We start from the raw sequence: 18,182 nt of genomic DNA on the forward strand, positions 1-18,182 counted from the left end.
GCCGTTCACGTCGCTGGAGACGCGGCCGACCGTACGGGCCCCGTGGCAGGCCAGGCGGCGGTGCCGCCGCGGCTGCCCGTCATCCACCGTGTCCGCGGTTCCCGGGCCACGTCTCATCAGACGTGGAGGCCACCGCGTTCCAGACGACCACGCCCACGGTGAGCTGCAGAGGGTCGGGAGAGTACGTCCGTACCTCGGCCCAGGCCCAGCGCCGCTCCGCCGTCACCACGCAAGCCGTGATGCCCGACCTCAGATCGTCCCACTTGATCGTCCCCACCAGTGCCGTCTGCGCGCCGCACGTAGCCGGGGAGCGCTTCTGGCCCGTCGTCACGATCAGCCGCCGCACGCTGCGCCTGGTCCTCACCATGCACGGACTGATCCGTCTGGTGGACGTGGCCGAACTGCTCGCGACGGAGTTGGTGTCCAACGCCGTACGGCACACCAAAGGCCCCGCCGCGCTGCGCGTGCGCTGGTCGCCGCCGGGGACGTTGCGGATCGGGGCGTGGGACGCGGACCCCGAACCACCCCGGCCGCCGGAGCCGTTCGAGCGGGCGGTGGAGCGGGAAGACGGGCGGGGCCTCGCGTTGGTGCGGGCGTGTGCCGACGTGTGAGGCTGGCAGCCGCTGGTCCGGGACGGCAGTCGGGGCAAGATCGTATGGTGCGAGCTGGGTGCCGCGCAGGGCGTGGGAGAAGTGGCCGTTGGGCCACTCGCTTCATTGGCACACTGCCCGCTCACCAGACGCCGGCGGGCGCGCTCGCGCCTCGCAAGCACGCCGGGCCGTCTCGGCGGCCATCGGCGAGTGGAGGGCAGCAGGACAGCACAGTCCCTCCCCGGCACCCCCTTCGAAAACCGTGAACACTTGAGGCCGAAGTGTTCACGGTTTCCGACACCACCCCCCGAACCCCCGGCCCGGCCTCCCTCTCCTCGACTCCTCCGCCACCGCCACATCTCACCCCACGCCACCCCTCCCCCAGCCTCCCCTCCCGCCCCACCAGCCGTTCGCCGCCGAGACGGCCCGGCGTGCAGGCGGGACGCGACCGCGCCCGCCGACCCACGCCACATACACAGCCCACGGTGAACCGTGAACGTGCCCGGCCCCCGCTTCCCTCCGGCCGCTCGCTCGCTTCTCCCCCGTGCTGGAGCGGACCGCGTCAAGGGTGGCCCGCAGGGCCATCGCCGAAGGCGACGCGCAGCGACAGCGGAGCGCCCTTTACCCGGGCCGCGGAAGCACGACACTGGCCAAGAAGCGAGCGGCCCGACGGCCACGCATCCAGTCGGCCGAGCACACACCCCCTCCGCGCCCACCTCCACTCACCGGCCACATCACGATTCGGTTCCGGCCACTCCTCCCCCTCTTGTCAGCCATCCGTGTAATCGATTCCAATCCTCCGTGTAATCGATTCCACGAGGAGGTGGATCGGCCATGGCGGGCATCAAGGACGTCGCCGCCGAGGCGGGGCTGTCCGTGGCCACGGTGTCGCGGGTGCTCAACGGGCATCCGTCGGTCAGCGAGGACGCGCGGCGTCGGGTGACCGACGCCGTCGAGCGGCTCGGGTACCGGCCGAACGCCGTCGCCCGGTCGCTGCGCACCGACCAGACCCGCACCCTCGGGCTGGTCATCAGCGACGTGATGAACCCCTACTTCACCGAGCTGGCCCGCTCCGTCGAGGAGGAGGCCCGCGCGCTCGGGTACAGCGTGATCATCGGCAACGCCGACGAGCGGCCCGACCTCCAGGACCACCACGTCACCACCCTGCTGGACCGCCGGATCGACGGCCTGCTCGTCTCCCCCACCGACGGCGGCTCGCCCGGCATGCTCGGCGCCGCGCGGGCCGGCACGCCGATGGTGTTCGTCGACCGGTGGATCCCGGGCGTCGACGTGCCCGTGGTCCGGTCGGACGGGCGGGCCGCCGTACGCGACCTCGTCGCGCATCTGCACGCGCTCGGGCACCGGCGGCTCGCGATCATCGCCGGGCCCGCCGCCACCACGACCGGCCGGGAGCGCGTGGACGCCTTCCGTGAGGCGCTCGCCGCGCACGGCCTTGAACTCCCCGACGCCTACATCGGGCAGGGCGACTTCCAGGCCGGCAGCGGGCGCCGGGTCACCGAGGGCTTCCTCGACCTGGCCGAACCGCCCGAGATCGTCTTCGCCGCCGACAACCTGATGGCGCTCGGCGCCCTGGACGCCATCCGCGCGCGCGGGCTGCGGGTCCCCGACGACATCGGGCTCGCCGCGTTCGACGACATCCCCTGGTTCGTGCACACCGATCCGCCGGTCACCGCCATCGCCCAGCCGACCGGTGAGCTGGGACGCGCCGCCGTGCGCGCGCTGGTCGACCGGATCGAGGGCCGGACCGGTGCGTCCGTCACCCTCCCGGCACGGCTGGTCGTCCGCCGTTCCTGCGGTGAGCCGGCCTCCCCGGAATCCCCCTCCCCCGTACGAAGGAGTACGCCGTGAGCAGCCGCAGTCCTGACGAGTTGCTGCGCATCGAGGGCATCCGCAAGACCTTCCCCGGCGTGGTGGCGCTCGACGGCGTCGACTTCGACCTGCGCCGGGGCGAGGTGCACGTGCTGCTCGGCGAGAACGGCGCCGGCAAGAGCACGCTGATCAAGATGCTCTCCGGCGCCTACACGCCCGACGCCGGACGGATCACCGTCGGCGGCGAGGAGGTGCGCATCGGCGGTGCGCAGGACTCCGAGAAGCTCGGGATCGCCACCATCTACCAGGAGTTCAACCTGGTCCCCGATCTGACGGTCGCGGAGAACATCTTCCTCGGGCGCCAGCCGCGCCGGTTCGGGATGATCGACCGGCGGCGGATGGACGCGGACGCCGAGGTGCTGCTGAAGCGCGTCGGGGTGGATGTGTCGCCCCGGGCGCGGGTGCGGGAACTGGGCATCGCCCGGCTCCAGATGGTGGAGATCGCCAAGGCGCTCAGCCTGGACGCGCGCGTGCTCATCATGGACGAGCCGACCGCCGTGCTGACCTCCGAGGAGGTCGAGAAGCTGTTCGCGATCGTGCGGCGGCTGCGCGAGGAGGGCGTCGGGATCGTCTTCATCACCCACCACCTGGAGGAGATCGCCTCCCTGGGAGACAGGGTCACGGTCATCCGGGACGGGCGCAGCGTCGGGCAGGTGCCCGCCTCCACGCCCGAGGACGAGCTCGTACGGCTCATGGTGGGGCGGTCCATCGACCAGCAGTACCCGCGCGAGCGCGCCGACGCCGGGGACGCCCTGCTCAAGGTCGAGGGGCTGACGCGCGACGGCGTCTTCCACGACGTCAGCTTCGAGGTGCGGGCCGGGGAGGTCGTCGGCATCGCCGGGCTGGTCGGCGCCGGGCGGACGGAGGTGGTCCGCGCGGTGTTCGGGGCCGACCCGTACGACGCCGGAAGCGTGCACGTCGCGGGAACCCCGCTGCGCCGCCACGACGTGAACGCCGCCATGGCGGCCGGGGTCGGGCTGGTGCCCGAGGACCGCAAGGGGCAGGGGCTCGTCCTCGACGCCTCCGTCGAGGAGAACCTCGGACTCGTCACCCTCCGGTCCTCCTCCCGCGCGGGGCTCGTCGACCTCAAGGGTCAGCGCGAGGCCGCCGCCCGCATCGCCGGGCAGCTCGGCGTGCGGATGGCCGGTCTCGGCCAGCACGTGCGCACCCTGTCCGGCGGCAACCAGCAGAAGGTCGTCATCGGCAAGTGGCTGCTGGCGAACACCAAGGTGCTCATCCTCGACGAGCCGACGCGCGGCATCGACGTCGGCGCGAAGGTCGAGATCTACCAGCTGGTCAACGAGCTGACGGCGGCCGGCGCCGCGGTGCTCATGATCTCCAGCGACCTGCCCGAGGTGCTCGGCATGAGCGACCGGGTCCTGGTCATGGCGCAGGGCCGGCTCGCGGGCGAACTCGACGCCGCCGACGCCACCCAGGACGCCGTGATGGCCCTCGCCGTCGGCACCACTTCCCCCAGCAACGGAACGGAGGCCCCCGGTGGCCACTGACACGCTCAAGAGCAAGCCGGGCGCGCAGGGCGGCGCCACCGGCGGCCTGCGCCGGCTGCTCCTCGACAACGGCGCGCTGACCGCGCTGATCGTCCTCGTCATCGCCATGTCGGCGCTGTCCGGGGACTTCCTGACCGCCGACAACCTGCTCAACGTCGGCGTGCAGGCCGCCGTGACCGCGATCCTCGCGTTCGGCGTCACCTTCGTCATCGTCTCGGCGGGCATCGACCTGTCGGTCGGCTCGGTCGCCGCGCTGTCCGCGACCGTCCTGGCGTGGAGTGCGACGGAGGCCGGGATCCCGGTGGCCCTCGCGGTCGTCCTCGCCGTCGTGACCGGCATCGCCTGCGGACTGGTCAACGGCTTCCTCGTCTCGTACGGCAAACTCCCGCCGTTCATCGCCACCCTGGCGATGCTGTCGGTGGCGCGCGGTCTGTCGCTGGTGATCTCGCAGGGCTCCCCCATCGCCTTCCCCGACTCGGTCTCCCACCTGGGTGACACGCTGGGCGGCTGGCTGCCGGTGCCGGTGCTCGTGATGGTCGTCATGGGTCTGCTGACGGCGTTCGTCCTGGGCCGCACGTACATCGGCCGCTCCATGTACGCCATCGGCGGCAACGAGGAGGCCGCGCGGCTGTCCGGGCTGCGGGTGAAGAGGCAGAAGCTCGCCATCTACGCGTTCTCCGGCCTGTTCGCCGCCGCCGCGGGCATCGTGCTCGCCTCCCGGCTGGCGTCCGCGCAGCCGCAGGCCGCGCAGGGCTACGAACTGGACGCGATCGCCGCGGTCGTCATCGGCGGCGCCTCCCTCGCGGGCGGCACCGGCAAGGCGTCCGGCACCCTGATCGGCGCGCTGATCCTCGCGGTGCTGCGCAACGGCCTCAACCTGCTGTCGGTGTCCGCGTTCTGGCAGCAGGTCGTCATCGGTGTGGTCATCGCGCTGGCGGTGCTGTTCGACACGGTGCGCCGCAAGGCGGGCGTGGGCGCCCCGGCGGCCGGCGCCTCCGGCGGCGGGAAGAGGGGCAAGCAGGCACTGACGTACGTGATCGCGGCCGTCGTCGCCGTCGCGGTCGTCGGTGCCACCTCCCTGCTGCACAGCGGCTCGTCCGCTGCGGCCAAGCCGAAGATCGGCCTCTCCCTGTCGACCCTCAACAACCCGTTCTTCGTGCAGATCCGGGACGGCGCCGAGGAGGAGGCGAGGAAGCTGGGCGTCGACCTCACCGTCACCGACGCGCAGAACGACGCCTCCCAGCAGGCCAACCAGCTGCAGAACTTCACCAGCGGCTCGCTGTCCGCCGTCGTCGTCAACCCGGTGGACTCCGACGCGGCCGGTCCCTCGGTGCGCGGCGCGAACAAGGCGGACATCCCGGTGGTCGCCGTGGACCGCGGCGTCAACGAGGCCGACACCTCCGCGCTGGTCGCCTCCGACAACGTCGAGGGCGGCGCGCTCGGCGCCAAGGCGCTCGCGGAGAAGCTCGGCGGCAGGGGCACCATCGTGATCCTCCAGGGCCAGGCCGGCACCTCCGCGAGCCGTGAGCGCGGGGCGGGCTTCGCGGAGGGCCTGAAGGACTACCCGGGCATCAAGGTCGTCGCCAAGCAGCCCGCGGACTTCGACCGCACCAAGGGTCTGGACGTGATGACGAACCTGCTCCAGGCGCACCCCGACATCGACGGCGTCTTCGCCGAGAACGACGAGATGGCGCTCGGCGCGATCAAGGCGCTCGGCCCCAAGGCCGGGAAGTCCGTGCAGGTCGTCGGATTCGACGGCACCCCGGACGGGCTGAAGGCCGTCGAGGCGGGCACGCTGTACGCCTCCGTCGCCCAGCAGCCCAGCGAACTCGGCCGGATCGCCGTACGCAACGCGTTGCGGGCCGCCGACGGCGAAAAGGTGGAGAAGATGGTGAAGGTGCCGGTGAAGGTGGTCACGAAGGAGAACGTGGCCGGCTTCGAAGGCTGACACCGGCACGGAGGCGCGGGAGCCACACCGGCACCGCGGCCTCAGGGGCACACGGGCGGGCGGTCACGAGGCCGCCCGCCCTCCTCAGCGGATCGGGGAGCGAATTCATGTACGACTACGACCTCCTGGTCGTCGGATCGGCCAACGCCGACCTGGTGATCGGGGTGGAGCGCCGGCCGGGCGCCGGGGAGACGGTGCTCGGCTCCGACCTGGCCGTGCACCCGGGCGGCAAGGGCGCGAACCAGGCGGTGGCCGCCGCCCGGCTCGGCGCGCGCACCGCCCTGCTGGCGCGGGTCGGGGACGACGAGCACGGGCGGCTGCTGCTGGACTCGCTGCGCGAGGCCGGGGCGGACACGGTGGGCGTGCTGGTGGGCGGGGTGCCGACCGGTGTCGCGCTGATCACGGTGGACCCGTCGGGCGACAACAGCATCGTCGTCTCACCGGGCGCGAACGGCCGGCTGACCCCGTCGGACGTACGGGCCGCAGCGAGCCTCTTCCACGCCTCGCGGGTGGTGTCGACGCAGCTGGAGATCCCGCTGGAGACGGTGGTGGAGGTGGTGCGGAGCCTGGCGCCGGACAGCCGCTTCATCCTCAACCCGTCGCCTCCGCGGCCGCTGCCGTCGGAGGTGCTGGCGGCCTGCGACCCGCTGATCGTCAACGAGCACGAGGCGAAGGTGATCCTCGGCGACAGCGCCGGGGTGAGCGACGCACCCGAGGACTGGGCGCGGCTGCTGCTGGCGAAGGGCCCGCGCTCGGTGGTCGTCACCCTCGGCGGGGAGGGCGCGCTCGTGGTGTCCTCGGCCGGGGTGACGCGGGTGCCGTCGGTGAAGGTGGAGGCCGTGGACACCACGGGCGCAGGGGACGCGTTCACCGCGGCGCTGGCGTGGCGGCTGGGCACGGGCGAACCGCTCGCCGAGGCCGCCGCCTACGCGGCCCGGGTGGGCGCGGCGACGGTCACCAAGGAGGGCGCGCAGGTGTCGTTCCCGACGGCGGAAGAGGTCGCCGCCCTGTGAAGAAGCACGGAATCCTGAACCGCGGGCTCTCCGGCGCGCTGGCCGGCCTGGGGCACGGGGACGGGGTACTGGTGTGCGACGTCGGTATGCCGATACCCGAGGGGCCGCACGTGGTGGACCTGGCCTTCCGGGCCGGGGTGCCCTCCTTCGCCGAGGTGCTCGAAGGGCTGCTCGACGAGCTGGTGGTGGAGGGCGCGACGGCGGCGACCGAGGTGCGCGAGGCCAATCCGGCGGCGGCCGGACTGCTGGACGGCTGCTTCCCCGCCCTCTCCCTCGTGCCGCACGAGCGGCTGAAGGAACTGAGCGCCGGAGCACGGCTCGTCGTCCGCACCGGCGAGGCACGGCCGTACGCGAACGTCCTGCTGCGCTGCGGCGTGTTCTTCTGACGCCCTGACTCCCGTCCGGGGCGCCGGCCGGAGAGACTTCGAGGGGGCTCGGTCCGTCGACCGGGCCCCCTCGGTTCCCTCCCCCTGCCAGAACTCCCCGATCCCCCCCCCGGGTCCCCACCCAGAAGTCCTGACGCGAAGTTCGACCCGCGAGGTGGGGGGAGGGTTGTACGGCCGGCACAAGAAAATTTCCCGGCCGCGGTGATGTCCGGATCGTGTCACACCGTGACACCTGGGCGCTGCTGGCCGGCCTGTACGCGGGCGGCCCAAGCGGCCGTCACCGCCGAGGCCAGGGGCGCGGTGCTGCGTCTGTGCGCCCCGGACGGCAGGCCCCTGGTGTCCGTGGAGGCCCCGCTGCTCGTCCAGGTCCCCGGGGAGGCCGAACGGCTGCTCGGGCGGGACATGCCCGTGCCGCACTGGTGGACCGAGGCCCGCGCCTCCGGCGCCGTGCCCGAGGCCGGGCCGCTGGCGGCCTCGGTGTGCGGGCGGCTCGCCCTGCTCCTGGGCGGCGGCACCTGGCCCGAGGACGCGGCGGGCACCGACGTCGTGGACGTACGCGCGGCCGTCGCGCCGGACGACGGGCAGCCGGTCGTCGACGTCCTCACCGGCACCACGTCCGTCGTGCTGGCCGACCGCCCCGTCCTGGCCCTGACCACCTGGCTGTCGGAGGTGCTGCGCGGCACCTCGGAGACGGACCGTGCCCTGCAGATCGTCACCCCGCCGCACGTCCGGCTCACCGCCCCGGCCCGCGCCACCCTCCTATTTCCTCCTCCCGATCGGGGCCCGGAGCGCGTCGCACACGGGCCCCGATCGGGGTGTGCTCAGGGTTCGACGTGCTCCGAGAACCTCCGGGCCGTCTCGGCGAGGACCTCGCGGCCGTCGCGGGCCCACAGCTCCTCGTTGAAGAGCTCCACCTCGATGGGGCCCGTGTAGCCGGCCGTCTCCACGTACCCCTGCCACTCGCGCATGTCGATCGCGCCGTCGCCGATCTGGCCGCGCCCGTTGAGGACGCCCTCGGGGAGCGGGGTGATCCAGTCCGCGAGCTGGAAGGTGTGGATGCGGTGCTGGGCGCCGGCGCGGGCGATGGCCTCGGGGGCCGTGTCGTCCCACCAGATGTGGTACGTGTCCACGGTGACGCCCACCTGGTGCGCCGGGAAGCGTTCGGCGAGGTCCAGGGCCTGGGTGAGCGTGGAGACGACGCAGCGGTCGGACGCGAACATGGGGTGCAGCGGCTCGATCGCCAGCCTCACCCCGTGGTCCTCGGCATAGGGGGCGAGTTCCGTCAGGGCGTCCGCGATGCGTTCGCGGGCCGCCTTCAGGTCCTTCGTGCCGGGCGGGAGGCCGCCGGAGACCAGGACCAGGGTGTCCGTGCCGAGGGCGGCCGCCTCGTCGACGGCGCGGCGGTTGTCCGCGAGGGCCGCCGCCCGCTCGTCCGCGCCGACCGCCGTGAGGAAGCCGCCCCGGCACAGCGTCGTCACCGCCAGGCCCGCGTCCCGTACGAGCCCCGCGGCCGCCTCCACGCCGTACTCCTGGACCGGGGCGCGCCACAGGCCGACCGCCGGGACGCCCAGGTCTCGGCAGGCGGCGACCAGTTCGGGGAGCGTGAGCTGTTTGACGGTCATCTGGTTGATGCTGAAGCGGGTCAGGTCGCTCACGGGGTCACTCCGTACAGGCGCAGCAGGCTCCTCATCCGGTCCTCGGCCAGCTTCGGGTCGGGGAACAGGCCCAGTCCGTCGGCGAGTTCGTATGCGCGGGCCAGGTGGGGCAGGGAGCGGGCGGACTGGAGGCCGCCGACCATCGTGAAGTGGCTCTGGTGACCGGCCAGCCAGGCCAGGAACACCACGCCGGTCTTGTAGAAGCGGGTGGGCGCCTGGAAGAGGTGGCGGGACAGCTCCACGGTCGGGTCGAGGAGGGCGCGGAAGCCGTCCGTGTCACCGGTGTCGAGGACGCGGACCGCCTCGGCGGCGAGCGGGCCGAGCGGGTCGAAGATGCCGAGCAGGGCGTGGCTGAAGCCCTGCTCGTCGCCCGCGATGAGTTCGGGGTAGTGGAAGTCGTCGCCGGTGTAGCAGCGGACGCCCTTCGGGAGGCGGCGGCGCAGGTCGACCTCGCGCCGGGCGTCCAGCAGGGAGACCTTGATGCCGTCGACCTTGTCGGGGTGGGCGGCGATGACGTCGAGGAAGGTGTCCGTCGCCGCGTCCAGGCCGGACGAACCCCAGTAGCCTTCGAGCGCCGGGTCGAACATGGGGCCTAGCCAGTGCAGGATCACCGGTTCCGCGGCCTGGCGGAGGAGGTGGCCGTAGACCTCCAGGTAGTCCTCGGGGCCCTGGGCGGTGGCGGCGAGGGCGCGGGACGCCATGAGGATGGCCTGCGCGCCCGACTCCTCGACGACCGCGAGCTGTTCCTCGTAGGCCGCGCGGACCTCGGCGACGGTCGCCGGACCGCCCGTGAGCTGGTCGGTGCCGACCCCGCAGGCGATCCGGCCGCCGGCCGCCTTCGCCTCGGCGGCGGAGCGGCGGATCAGCTCGGCCGCTCCCGCCCAGTCCAGGCCCATGCCGCGCTGCGCGGTGTCCATCGCCTCGGCGACCCCAAGACCGTGCGCCCACAGGTGGCGGCGGAAGGCGAGGGTGGCGTCCCAGTCGACGGCGGCGGGCGAGTCGGGGGTGGTGTCCGCGTACGGGTCGGCGACGACGTGCGCGGCGGAGAAGACCGTGCGGGAGGTGAGGGGGGCTCCGGGGGTGAGGGCGAGGGGCTCGGTGCGGGGTTCGTAGGCGCGCAGGGCGCCGTGCGCGTCGGGGAGGTGGAGGGTCACAGGGCGATCTCCGGTACGTCGAGACGGCGGCCCTCGGCGGAGGACCTGAGGCCGAGTTCGGCGAGCTGGACGCCTCGGGCGCCGGCCAGCAGGTCCCAGTGGTAGGGGGCGTCGGCGTAGACGTGCTTGAGGAACAGCTCCCACTGGGCCTTGAAGCCGTTGTCGAACTCACCGTTGTCCGGCACCTCCTGCCACTGGTCGCGGAACACCTCGGTGGCGGGGACGTCCGGGTTCCAGACCGGCTTGGGGGTGGCGGAGCGGTGCTGGACGCGGCAGCCCCGCAGTCCGGCGACGGCGGAGCCCTCGGTGCCGTCGACCTGGAACTCGACCAGTTCGTCGCGGTGGACGCGGACCGCCCAGGAGGAGTTGATCTGGGCGATCGCGCCGCCCTCCAGCTCGAAGACGCCGTAGGCGGCGTCGTCGGCGGTGGCGTCGTAGGGCTTGCCGTTCTCGTCCCAGCGCTGCGGGATGTGGGTGGCGGTGAGTGCCTGCACGGACCGCACGCGGCCGAACAGCTCGTGGAGCACGTACTCCCAGTGCGGGAACATGTCGACGACGATGCCGCCGCCGTCCTCCGCGCGGTAGTTCCAGGACGGGCGCTGGGCCTCCTGCCAGTCGCCCTCGAAGACCCAGTAGCCGAACTCGCCCCGCACGGACAGGATGCGGCCGAAGAAGCCGCCGTCGACGAGACGCTTCAGCTTGAGCAGTCCGGGGAGGAACAGCTTGTCCTGGACGACGCCGTGCCTGATCCCGGCGGCGTTCGCCAGACGGGCGAGTTCGAGGGCGCCGTCGAGGCCGGTGGCGGTGGGCTTCTCGGTGTAGACGTGCTTGCCGGCGGCGATCGCCTTGCGGATCGCCTCCTCGCGGGCGGAGGTCACCTGGGCGTCGAAGTAGATGTCGACGCTGTCGTCGGCGAGGACCGCGTCCAGGTCGGTGGAGAAGTGTTCGAGGCCGTGGCGCTCCGCCAGCGCCCGCAGCGCGTGCTCGCGGCGGCCGATCAGCACGGGCTCGGGCCACAGCACGGTGCCGTGCCCGAGGTCGAGGCCGCCCTGCTCGCGCAGGGCCAGGATGGAGCGGACGAGGTGCTGGCGGTAGCCCATGCGTCCGGTCACACCGTTCATGGCGATACGCACCGTCTTGCGTGTCACGTCGTTCCCTTCGTACGCGGGTTCACGCGCCGCGTACGCCGCACCCGACCCACGCGCCCCGGGAGGAGGCGGGGGGACTGGTGGACGCGACAGCAAGCGCTTTCTATGTAGACAGAAGCTAGCCTCTGGGCCGCGCGTGGACAAGACCACTGCCGGTCCCGGCTTGTTCGAGGGGGCGAACAACGGCGCGGATGGCCTTAAGGTCTGGTCGGACAGCTCGGCCGGAACCACCGGTGTGGGCGCGGGTGTGTACGACGGCGTACGGCACGGGCGGACGGCGCGGCGGCGAGGCGGAGGACGAGACTATGACGGTGACCCTGGCGGACGTGGCGGCGCGGGCGCAGGTCTCCCCCGCGACGGTGTCGCGTGTGCTGAACGGGAACTACCCCGTGGCCGCGTCCACCCGCGAGCGGGTGCTCAAGGCCGTGGACGAGCTCGACTACGTCCTCAACGGCCCCGCCAGCGCCCTCGCCGCCGCCACCTCCGACCTGGTCGGCATCCTCGTCAACGACATCGCCGACCCGTTCTTCGGGATCATGGCGAGCGCCATCCAGTCGGAGATCGGCGGCCCGGGCGGGCGCGCGGGCGGGGAGAGACTCGCCGTCGTCTGCAACACCGGGGGCTCCCCCGAGCGGGAACTGACCTACCTCACCCTGCTCCAGCGGCAGCGCGCGGCGGCCGTGGTGCTGACCGGCGGCGCGATCGAGGACGCGCAGCACAAGGCGGCGATGGACGCCAAGCTGAGGAAGCTGGCGGACGCCGGGACGCGGGTGGTGCTGTGCGGGCGTCCGCAGGCGCCGGAGACCGGGGCGATCGCCCTCACCTTCGACAACCGGGGCGGCGGGCAGGAGCTCACCGAGCTTTTGATCCGGCTCGGGCACCGGCGACTGGGGTACATCGCGGGCCCCGAGGAGCGCACCACGACCCGGGACCGTCTGGAGGGCCACCGGGACGCGCTGGCCGCGCACGGCATCGAGGAGGACCCGCGCTGGACCGTCCACGGACGGTACGACCGGCGCTCCGGGTACGAGGCCACGCTGGAACTGCTGCGCCGCGACCCGTCGTTGACCGCTGTCGTCGCGGCGAACGACTCCGTCGCGCTGGGCGCGTGCGCGGCGCTGCGGGAGTCGGGACGGCGCATCCCGGACGACGTGTCCGTGGCCGGCTTCGACGACCTGCCGTTCAGCATCGACGCGGTGCCCGCGCTGACCACGGTCAGGCTCCCTCTCACGGAGGCGGGGGCGCGGGCGGGCCGCATCGCGATGGGGCGGGAGGAGCCGCCGCCGGGCGGGATCGCGTCGGTGCGGGGGGAGTTGATGGTACGGGGGTCCACGGCGGGGCCGCGGGGCTGAAGAAGGGGTGCGCTTTCGGGCGCGGGGGTGTGACGCGCTCCAGGGGCGCGGGGAACTGCGCGACCGGCCCCCACCGGCCCGCACCCGACAACGCGCGCCCTAAGGGGCGCGGGGAACTGCGCGACCAACCCCCACGCACCCGCACACGCGAACCGGGCGCAACCGCCTCCCCCGGGGGCGCGGGGACCTGCGCGACCAGCCCCCACCGGCCTACACCCGGCGGACCGCCGAAGAAGCCTGCGGCACCGGAGTGACGGGGAGGAGTCGTCCCCGCGCCCCGGGGGTACTCCCGTATCCATGAAACTGGCGTTCTCCACCCTCGGTGTCCCCGGCCTCCCCCTCTCCGAGGTGACGGCCCTGGCGACCGCGCACGGCTACCACGGCGTGGAGCTGCGCGCCCACCCCGAGGAGCCCGTCCACACGGGTCTCACCGCCGAGCAGCGGGCCGACGTGGCCGCCGCGTTCAAGGCGGCCGGGCTCGACATCCTGGGGGTCGCCGGGTACGCCCGCGTCGCCGCGCCCGGCGACGACGAGCCCGTCTTCACCGAGGTCCGCGCGCTGGTCGACCTCGCGCGGGACATCGGCGCGCCCTACGTACGGGTGTTCCCCGGCGGCGGTGACGAACAGAGCGCGGAGGAGGCCGACGCGACGGCCGCGCGGCGGCTGGGGGCGGCGGCGGAGTACGCGGCGGACCGGGGCGTACGGATCCTCATGGAAACGCACGACTCCCACCGCACCGGTGCGGACGCCATGCGGGTGCTGGGGCTGGTCGGGCACCGGCAGGTGGGGGCGCTGTGGGACGTGATGCACACGTGGCTCGGCGGCGAGCAGCCGGTGGACAGCTTCGCGGCGTTGTCGCCGCACCTGGGGTATGTGCAGGTGAAGGACATCGCCTCGGCGGAGGACACGACGCCTGTCGCGCTGGGGGCGGGGGTGCTGCCGTTGACCGACGTCGTCGAGGTGTTGTCGCGGAACGGGTGGGACGGGTGGGTGTGCTGGGAGTACGAAGCGCGGTGGTATGACGCGGCGGAGCCGCTGCCTGGTTTGTTGGGGGCGGGGCGGGAGCACTTGGCGCGGTTGCTGAACGAGTCGGCGTGAGCTTTCGCTGACGCGGGTGTCTGGGGGGCGGGGTTGTGCGCTGTTCGCCGGTGCGGGTGCGTTGTGGCTGGTCGCGCAGTTCCCCGCGCCCCTGGAGGGGTGGTCGTGCGCCGATCGCGGGTGCGGGCGCGTGGGGGCTGAGCGCGCGGTTCCCCACGCCCCTGAAGGGGTCGTTCAGCGCCGTTCGCGGGTGCGGGCCCGCGAGGGCTGAGCACGCAGTTCCCCACGCCCCTGAAGGGGTGGTCGTGCGCCGATCGCGGGTGCGGGCGCGCGAGGGCTGAGCGCGCGGTTCCCCGCGCCCCTAGGAGGGGGTTGTCAGTGCCAGTGTCTTGTGGCGGGGCCTGCTGGGGGTGAGGGAGGTCAACGCCACCCCTCCCACCAGCAGCGCCGCCGCGCACCACCGTAGCGGGGTGATGGACTCGCCCAGGAACAGTGCCGCCGACGTCATCCCGAAGACCGGGACCAGCAGGGAGAACGGGGCCACCGTGGACGCCGGGTGGCGGTGGAGGAGCCAGCCCCAGGCGCCGAAGCCGAAGACCGTCGCGCCCCAGGCGACGTAGAGGACCGTGCCCGCCCCGGACCAGTCGAGGGAGCGCAGGGCCGCCAGGTCCGCCGACCAGCCCTCCAGCAGCAGGGAGAGGGCGAGCAGCGGGAGCACCGGGACCGTGCTGACCCAGATCATGAAGTTGAGGGAGTCGGGCGGGGACGCCTTGCGGGTGAGGATGTTGGAGACGCCCCAGCAGGCCGCCGCCGCGACGACGAGGGCGAAGCCGGTCAGCGGGCCCGAGGCGCCCTCGTCGACCGCCGCCACACCGATGCCGGCCAGCGCCACCGCCATGCCCGCGACACGGACCCGGGTGGGACGCTCGCCGAGGAGCGCGACGGCGAACAAGGCCGTGAACACCGCCTGGATCTGGAGGACCAGGGAGGACAGGCCGCCCGGCATGCCGACGTCCATGCCGATGAAGAGCAGGCCGAACTTGGCGACGCCCAGGGCCAGTCCCACCCCTACGATCCACTTCCAGGCGACCTTCGGCGGGCCGACGAGGAACACCGCGGGCAGGGCCGCGACCAGGAACCGCAGCGCGGAGAAGAGCAGCGGCGGGAAGTGGCCGAGGCCGACCTCGATGACCGTGAAGTTCACTCCCCACACGGCGGCGACGAGGACGGCGAGAAGGACGTGTGCAGGTCGCATGCGTCGAGCATCACCGGAGACGACACTTCAGCACCAGCGACGATCCCTGCATGGTTGGATGAAGCGTCGCTAATCAATCAGAGGCGATCCGATCAGGGGAGCGGTCATGCTCGACCTCCAGCGTCTGCGCGCCCTGCACGCCGTCTCCGTGCACGGCACGGTCGGCGCCGCCGCCTCGGCGCTCGGCTACACCTCGTCCGCCGTCTCGCAGCAGATCGCCAAGCTGGAGCGGGAGACGCGGACCGTGCTGCTGGAGCGCGAGGGCCGGGGCGTGCGGCTCACCGACGAGGCGCATCAACTGGTGCGCGCGGCCCGGGAGCTGATCGCCATCGTGGAGCGCGCGGAGACGGAGCTGGAGGAGCGGCGCGGGGTGCCGGCCGGGCGGCTGACCGTCGCGGCGTTCGCTTCTGCCGCGCGCGGGCTGATGCCGCCGGTGCTGGCCGACCTGGCCCGCCGGCATCCCGCGCTGGACACCCGGCTCACCGAGGTGGACCCGCATCTGTCCGTGGATCTCGTCGCCAAGGGAGCCGTCGACCTGGTGGTGGCGCACGACTGGGACATCGCGCCGCTGCCCGCCCCGGCGAACGTGGAGCAGACGGTGATCGGGGACGACCTGTGCGACCTGCTGGTGCCCGAGGACCACCGGTTCGCGGGGCGGACGGGCGTACGGCGGGAGGAACTGGCCGGGGAGCGGTGGATCTGCCAGCCGCCGGGGCGCGTCTGCCACGAGTGGCTGGTGCGGACCCTGCGGGCGGCCGGGCAGGAGCCGGAGATCGTGCACATGGCCGACGAGAACCCGACCCTGGTGGCCCTGGTCGCGGCCGGTCTGGGCATCGCGCTGATCCCCCGGCTGGGGCGCGGTCCGCTGCCCGCCGGGGTCGTCGAGGTGCCGCTCGACCCGATGCCCGTACGACGGCTGTACGCGCTGTGGCGCACGGGCGCGGCGCGGCGCCCGGCGATCGCGGAGACGGTCCGCACCCTGGTCGCGCACTGGCCGGCCGTGTCGGCGCACGGACCCCGCTGACGCGGGACGGCCGTCCGACGCCCTCCGGAGAGGTCGGCGGAAGAGGGTGGAACCCGTCGCCGCGCTCGTACGTCCAACGCCCGGCTGCCGGGCGAACCCCCGGGAAGACCGTGCCGGCCCCTCGCGCCGGCCGCGGCCGCCGTCCCCCCTCGGCGCCGCGCCCCGGCCGGCGGCCCGCCGTCGTCGGCGCCGCCCCCTCCCGCCGCGCCGACGACGGCCCCCTCGGCCCCCTCCGGATGCTGCACACGCCCTTGACTGGCAGAAACTTCCCGGATATTCGTGGCCTCCTGGCAGTTTCCTTCAGCGGATCCCCGGTCCCCCGCGGATCACCTCCCAAAGGAGCGCACGTGCCCGACAGCAGCCCCGGATCCACGGCAAGCACCGCCCGTCCGTCCAGACGTACCGTCCTTGCCGCGACGGCAGGCGTCACCTCCGTCCTGGCGGCCGGCGGCACGGTCCACGCGGCCACCGGCGCGCACCGTCCCGACGACCGCAAGCTGCGCGCCCTCATCTCCCGTATGACGCTGGAGGAGAAGGTCGGCCAGCTCTTCGTGATGCGGGTCTACGGCCACTCCGCCACCGACCCGGACCAGGCCGACGTCGACGCCAACCTGTCCGAGATCGGGGTGCGCACGGCCGCCGAGCTGGTCGCCAAGTACCGGGTCGGCGGCATCATCTACTTCGCCTGGGCGCACAACACCCGCGACCCGCACCAGATCGCCGACCTGTCCAACGGCATCCAGAAGGCGTCCCTCGGTCTGCCGCGCGGTCTGCCCGTGCTGATCTCGACCGACCAGGAGCACGGCATCGTGGCACGCGTGGGCGAGCCCGCGACGCTGATGCCGGGCGCGATGAACGTCGGCGCGGGCGGCTCCCGCTCCGACGCGCGCAACCTGGGCCGGATCGCGGGCCGTGAACTGCGCGCCCTGGGCATCCGTCAGAACTACTCCCCCGTGGCCGACGTGAACGTCGACCCGGCCAACCCGGTCATCGGCGTGCGCTCCTTCGGCTCCGACCCGCACGCGGTCGCCGAGCTGGTCGCGGCGGAGGTGAAGGGCTACGAGTCGTCCGGCCTGGCGGCCACCGCCAAGCACTTCCCCGGGCACGGCGACACGATCACGGACAGCCACGAGGACCTGCCGTGGATCCATCACACCCGCGAGCAGTGGGAGGAGCTGGACGCGCCGCCGTTCCGGGCGGCGATCGCCGCGGGCATCGACTCGATCATGACCGCGCACATCGTCGTCCCGGCGCTCGACGCCGCCGAGGACCCGGCCACGCTGTCCCACCCGATCCTCACCGGCATCCTGCGCGAGGAGCTGGGCTACGACGGCGTCGTGGTGACCGACTCCCTCGGCATGGAGGGCGTCCGCACCAAGTACGGCGACGACCGGGTGCCGGTGCTGGCGCTGAAGGCGGGCGTCGACCAGCTGCTCAACCCGCCGTCCCTGGACGTCGCGTGGAACGCGGTGCTCCAGGCGGTGCGGGACGGCGAGCTGACGGAGGCGCGCCTCGACGCCTCGATCCTGCGTGTGCTGCGCCTGAAGGCCCGTCTGGGCCTCTTCGACGACCCGTACGTCAGCCACGCGGGCGTGGACCGGGCCGTCGGCACCCGGTCGCACCTGGCCGCCGCCGACCGGATCGCCGAGCACGGAACGACCCTGCTGGTCAACGAGGGCGGTCTGCTGCCGCTGTCCCGCCGCCGCACACCCAAGGTGCTGGTGGTCGGCGCCGACCCGGCGTCCCCGTCCGGCACCACGGGCCCGCCCACCGGGGTGCTCGCGGACGCCCTGACGGAGCTGGGCTTCACCGCGACCGCCCTGTCCACCGGCACGGCGCCCTCCGCGGCGACCGTCGCCAAGGCCGTGGCGGCCGCGCGGGACGCGGACGCGGTGGTCGTCGGGACGTACAACGTCACCGCGTCCAGCAACCAGAAGACGCTCGTCGAGCAGCTGCTGGCGACCGGGAAGCCGGTCGTCGCTGTGGCGATCCGCAACCCCTACGACGTGGCCCACTTGCCCGGTGTGAAGGCGTTCCTCGCGTCGTACTCCTGGACCGACGTCGAGGTGCGCGCGGCGGCCCGCGCGATCGCCGGCACGGTCCGCCCGCGCGGCACGCTCCCGGTCCCGGTCCAGCGCGCCGACGACCCGACGGCGGTCCTGTACCCGGTGGGGCACGGGCTGACGTACTGACACCCGGCATGCCTCGTCCGGACCATGAT

At 73.3% G+C, this 18,182-nt stretch carries 14 protein-coding genes and 1 pseudogene; 11 read left to right on the forward strand and 4 right to left on the reverse strand.

The genetic code is table 11. The features are described 5' to 3' along the window. Positions 1 to 266: 266 nt before the first annotated feature. The 7 genes and pseudogenes from MTR79_RS28350 to MTR79_RS28380 form a co-directional block, all read left to right on the forward strand. Positions 267 to 677 (forward strand): annotated as a pseudogene (locus MTR79_RS28350) (ATP-binding protein); the annotation flags it as partial. Between the two features lie 747 nt (positions 678 to 1,424). Next, a complete protein-coding gene (locus MTR79_RS28355; RefSeq protein WP_244792243.1) occupies positions 1,425 to 2,459 on the forward strand; it encodes a LacI family DNA-binding transcriptional regulator in 1,035 nt (344 codons plus the stop codon). Further along, on the forward strand, positions 2,456 to 3,988 hold the full coding sequence (locus MTR79_RS28360) for a sugar ABC transporter ATP-binding protein (protein ID WP_086703969.1): 1,533 nt from the start codon (positions 2,456 to 2,458) through the stop codon (positions 3,986 to 3,988). Before MTR79_RS28355 ends, MTR79_RS28360 begins: the two co-directional genes overlap by 4 nt. Further along, positions 3,978 to 5,936: a substrate-binding domain-containing protein gene (locus tag MTR79_RS28365; RefSeq protein ID WP_244792244.1), complete on the forward strand. Its 1,959-nt coding sequence runs from the start codon at positions 3,978 to 3,980 to the stop codon at positions 5,934 to 5,936. Before MTR79_RS28360 ends, MTR79_RS28365 begins: the two co-directional genes overlap by 11 nt. A 107-nt stretch (positions 5,937 to 6,043) precedes the next feature. Then, complete coding sequence (locus MTR79_RS28370) at positions 6,044 to 6,949, forward strand: ribokinase (protein ID WP_244792245.1); 906 nt, start codon at positions 6,044 to 6,046, stop codon at positions 6,947 to 6,949. After that, on the forward strand, positions 6,946 to 7,335 hold the full coding sequence (rbsD, locus tag MTR79_RS28375; protein ID WP_086703966.1) for a D-ribose pyranase: 390 nt from the start codon (positions 6,946 to 6,948) through the stop codon (positions 7,333 to 7,335). The genes MTR79_RS28370 and rbsD overlap by 4 nt, the downstream gene beginning before the upstream one ends. Before the next feature lie 225 nt (positions 7,336 to 7,560). Then, positions 7,561 to 8,268: a DUF6177 family protein gene (locus MTR79_RS28380; RefSeq protein ID WP_348538736.1), complete on the forward strand. Its 708-nt coding sequence runs from the start codon at positions 7,561 to 7,563 to the stop codon at positions 8,266 to 8,268. On the opposite strand, the gene MTR79_RS28385 is transcribed toward MTR79_RS28380, so the two are convergent. Genes MTR79_RS28385 through MTR79_RS28395 form a run of 3 tightly spaced genes read right to left on the reverse strand, consistent with a single transcriptional unit; the run spans position 8,157 to position 11,292 of the window. Further along, positions 8,157 to 8,990: a sugar phosphate isomerase/epimerase family protein gene (locus MTR79_RS28385; RefSeq protein ID WP_244792246.1), complete on the reverse strand. Its 834-nt coding sequence runs from the start codon at positions 8,988 to 8,990 to the stop codon at positions 8,157 to 8,159. The two genes, MTR79_RS28380 and MTR79_RS28385, sit on opposite strands and share 112 nt — an antisense overlap. After that, positions 8,987 to 10,144 (reverse strand): dihydrodipicolinate synthase family protein, encoded by a 1,158-nt coding sequence (locus MTR79_RS28390; RefSeq protein ID WP_189365653.1) that lies wholly within the window; start codon positions 10,142 to 10,144, stop codon positions 8,987 to 8,989. Before MTR79_RS28390 ends, MTR79_RS28385 begins: the two co-directional genes overlap by 4 nt. After that, entirely contained in the window at positions 10,141 to 11,292 is a 1,152-nt protein-coding gene (locus tag MTR79_RS28395) for a Gfo/Idh/MocA family oxidoreductase (protein ID WP_189365652.1), read from the reverse strand. Before MTR79_RS28395 ends, MTR79_RS28390 begins: the two co-directional genes overlap by 4 nt. 305 nt (positions 11,293 to 11,597) lie before the next feature. Here MTR79_RS28395 and MTR79_RS28400 point away from each other — a divergent pair, with 305 nt between their 5' ends. Together MTR79_RS28400 and MTR79_RS28405 are read left to right on the forward strand one after the other, a co-directional pair. Continuing rightward, on the forward strand, positions 11,598 to 12,644 hold the full coding sequence (locus MTR79_RS28400) for a LacI family DNA-binding transcriptional regulator (RefSeq protein WP_244792247.1): 1,047 nt from the start codon (positions 11,598 to 11,600) through the stop codon (positions 12,642 to 12,644). A 297-nt stretch (positions 12,645 to 12,941) separates the two neighbouring features. Continuing rightward, the gene (locus MTR79_RS28405) at positions 12,942 to 13,742 is read left to right on the forward strand and encodes a sugar phosphate isomerase/epimerase family protein (protein ID WP_189365651.1); all 801 of its coding nucleotides are present in this window, start codon (positions 12,942 to 12,944) and stop codon (positions 13,740 to 13,742) included. A 301-nt stretch (positions 13,743 to 14,043) separates the two neighbouring features. Here MTR79_RS28405 and MTR79_RS28410 read toward each other — a convergent pair whose 3' ends face one another. Further along, positions 14,044 to 14,937 (reverse strand): EamA family transporter, encoded by an 894-nt coding sequence (locus tag MTR79_RS28410; RefSeq protein ID WP_189366513.1) that lies wholly within the window; start codon positions 14,935 to 14,937, stop codon positions 14,044 to 14,046. Positions 14,938 to 15,043: 106 nt separating this feature from the next. Here MTR79_RS28410 and MTR79_RS28415 point away from each other — a divergent pair, with 106 nt between their 5' ends. Then, positions 15,044 to 15,961, forward strand: a complete 918-nt coding sequence (locus MTR79_RS28415) for a LysR family transcriptional regulator (protein WP_048457789.1) — start codon at positions 15,044 to 15,046, stop codon at positions 15,959 to 15,961. Positions 15,962 to 16,308: 347 nt separating this feature from the next. After that, positions 16,309 to 18,153, forward strand: coding sequence for a glycoside hydrolase family 3 protein (locus tag MTR79_RS28420; RefSeq protein WP_244792248.1), 1,845 nt, complete (start codon positions 16,309 to 16,311; stop codon positions 18,151 to 18,153). Positions 18,154 to 18,182 lie beyond the last annotated feature (29 nt).

It is taken from the genome of Streptomyces sp. BJ20 (assembly GCF_022869105.1).
GTDB lineage: Bacteria > Actinomycetota > Actinomycetes > Streptomycetales > Streptomycetaceae > Streptomyces > Streptomyces griseoincarnatus.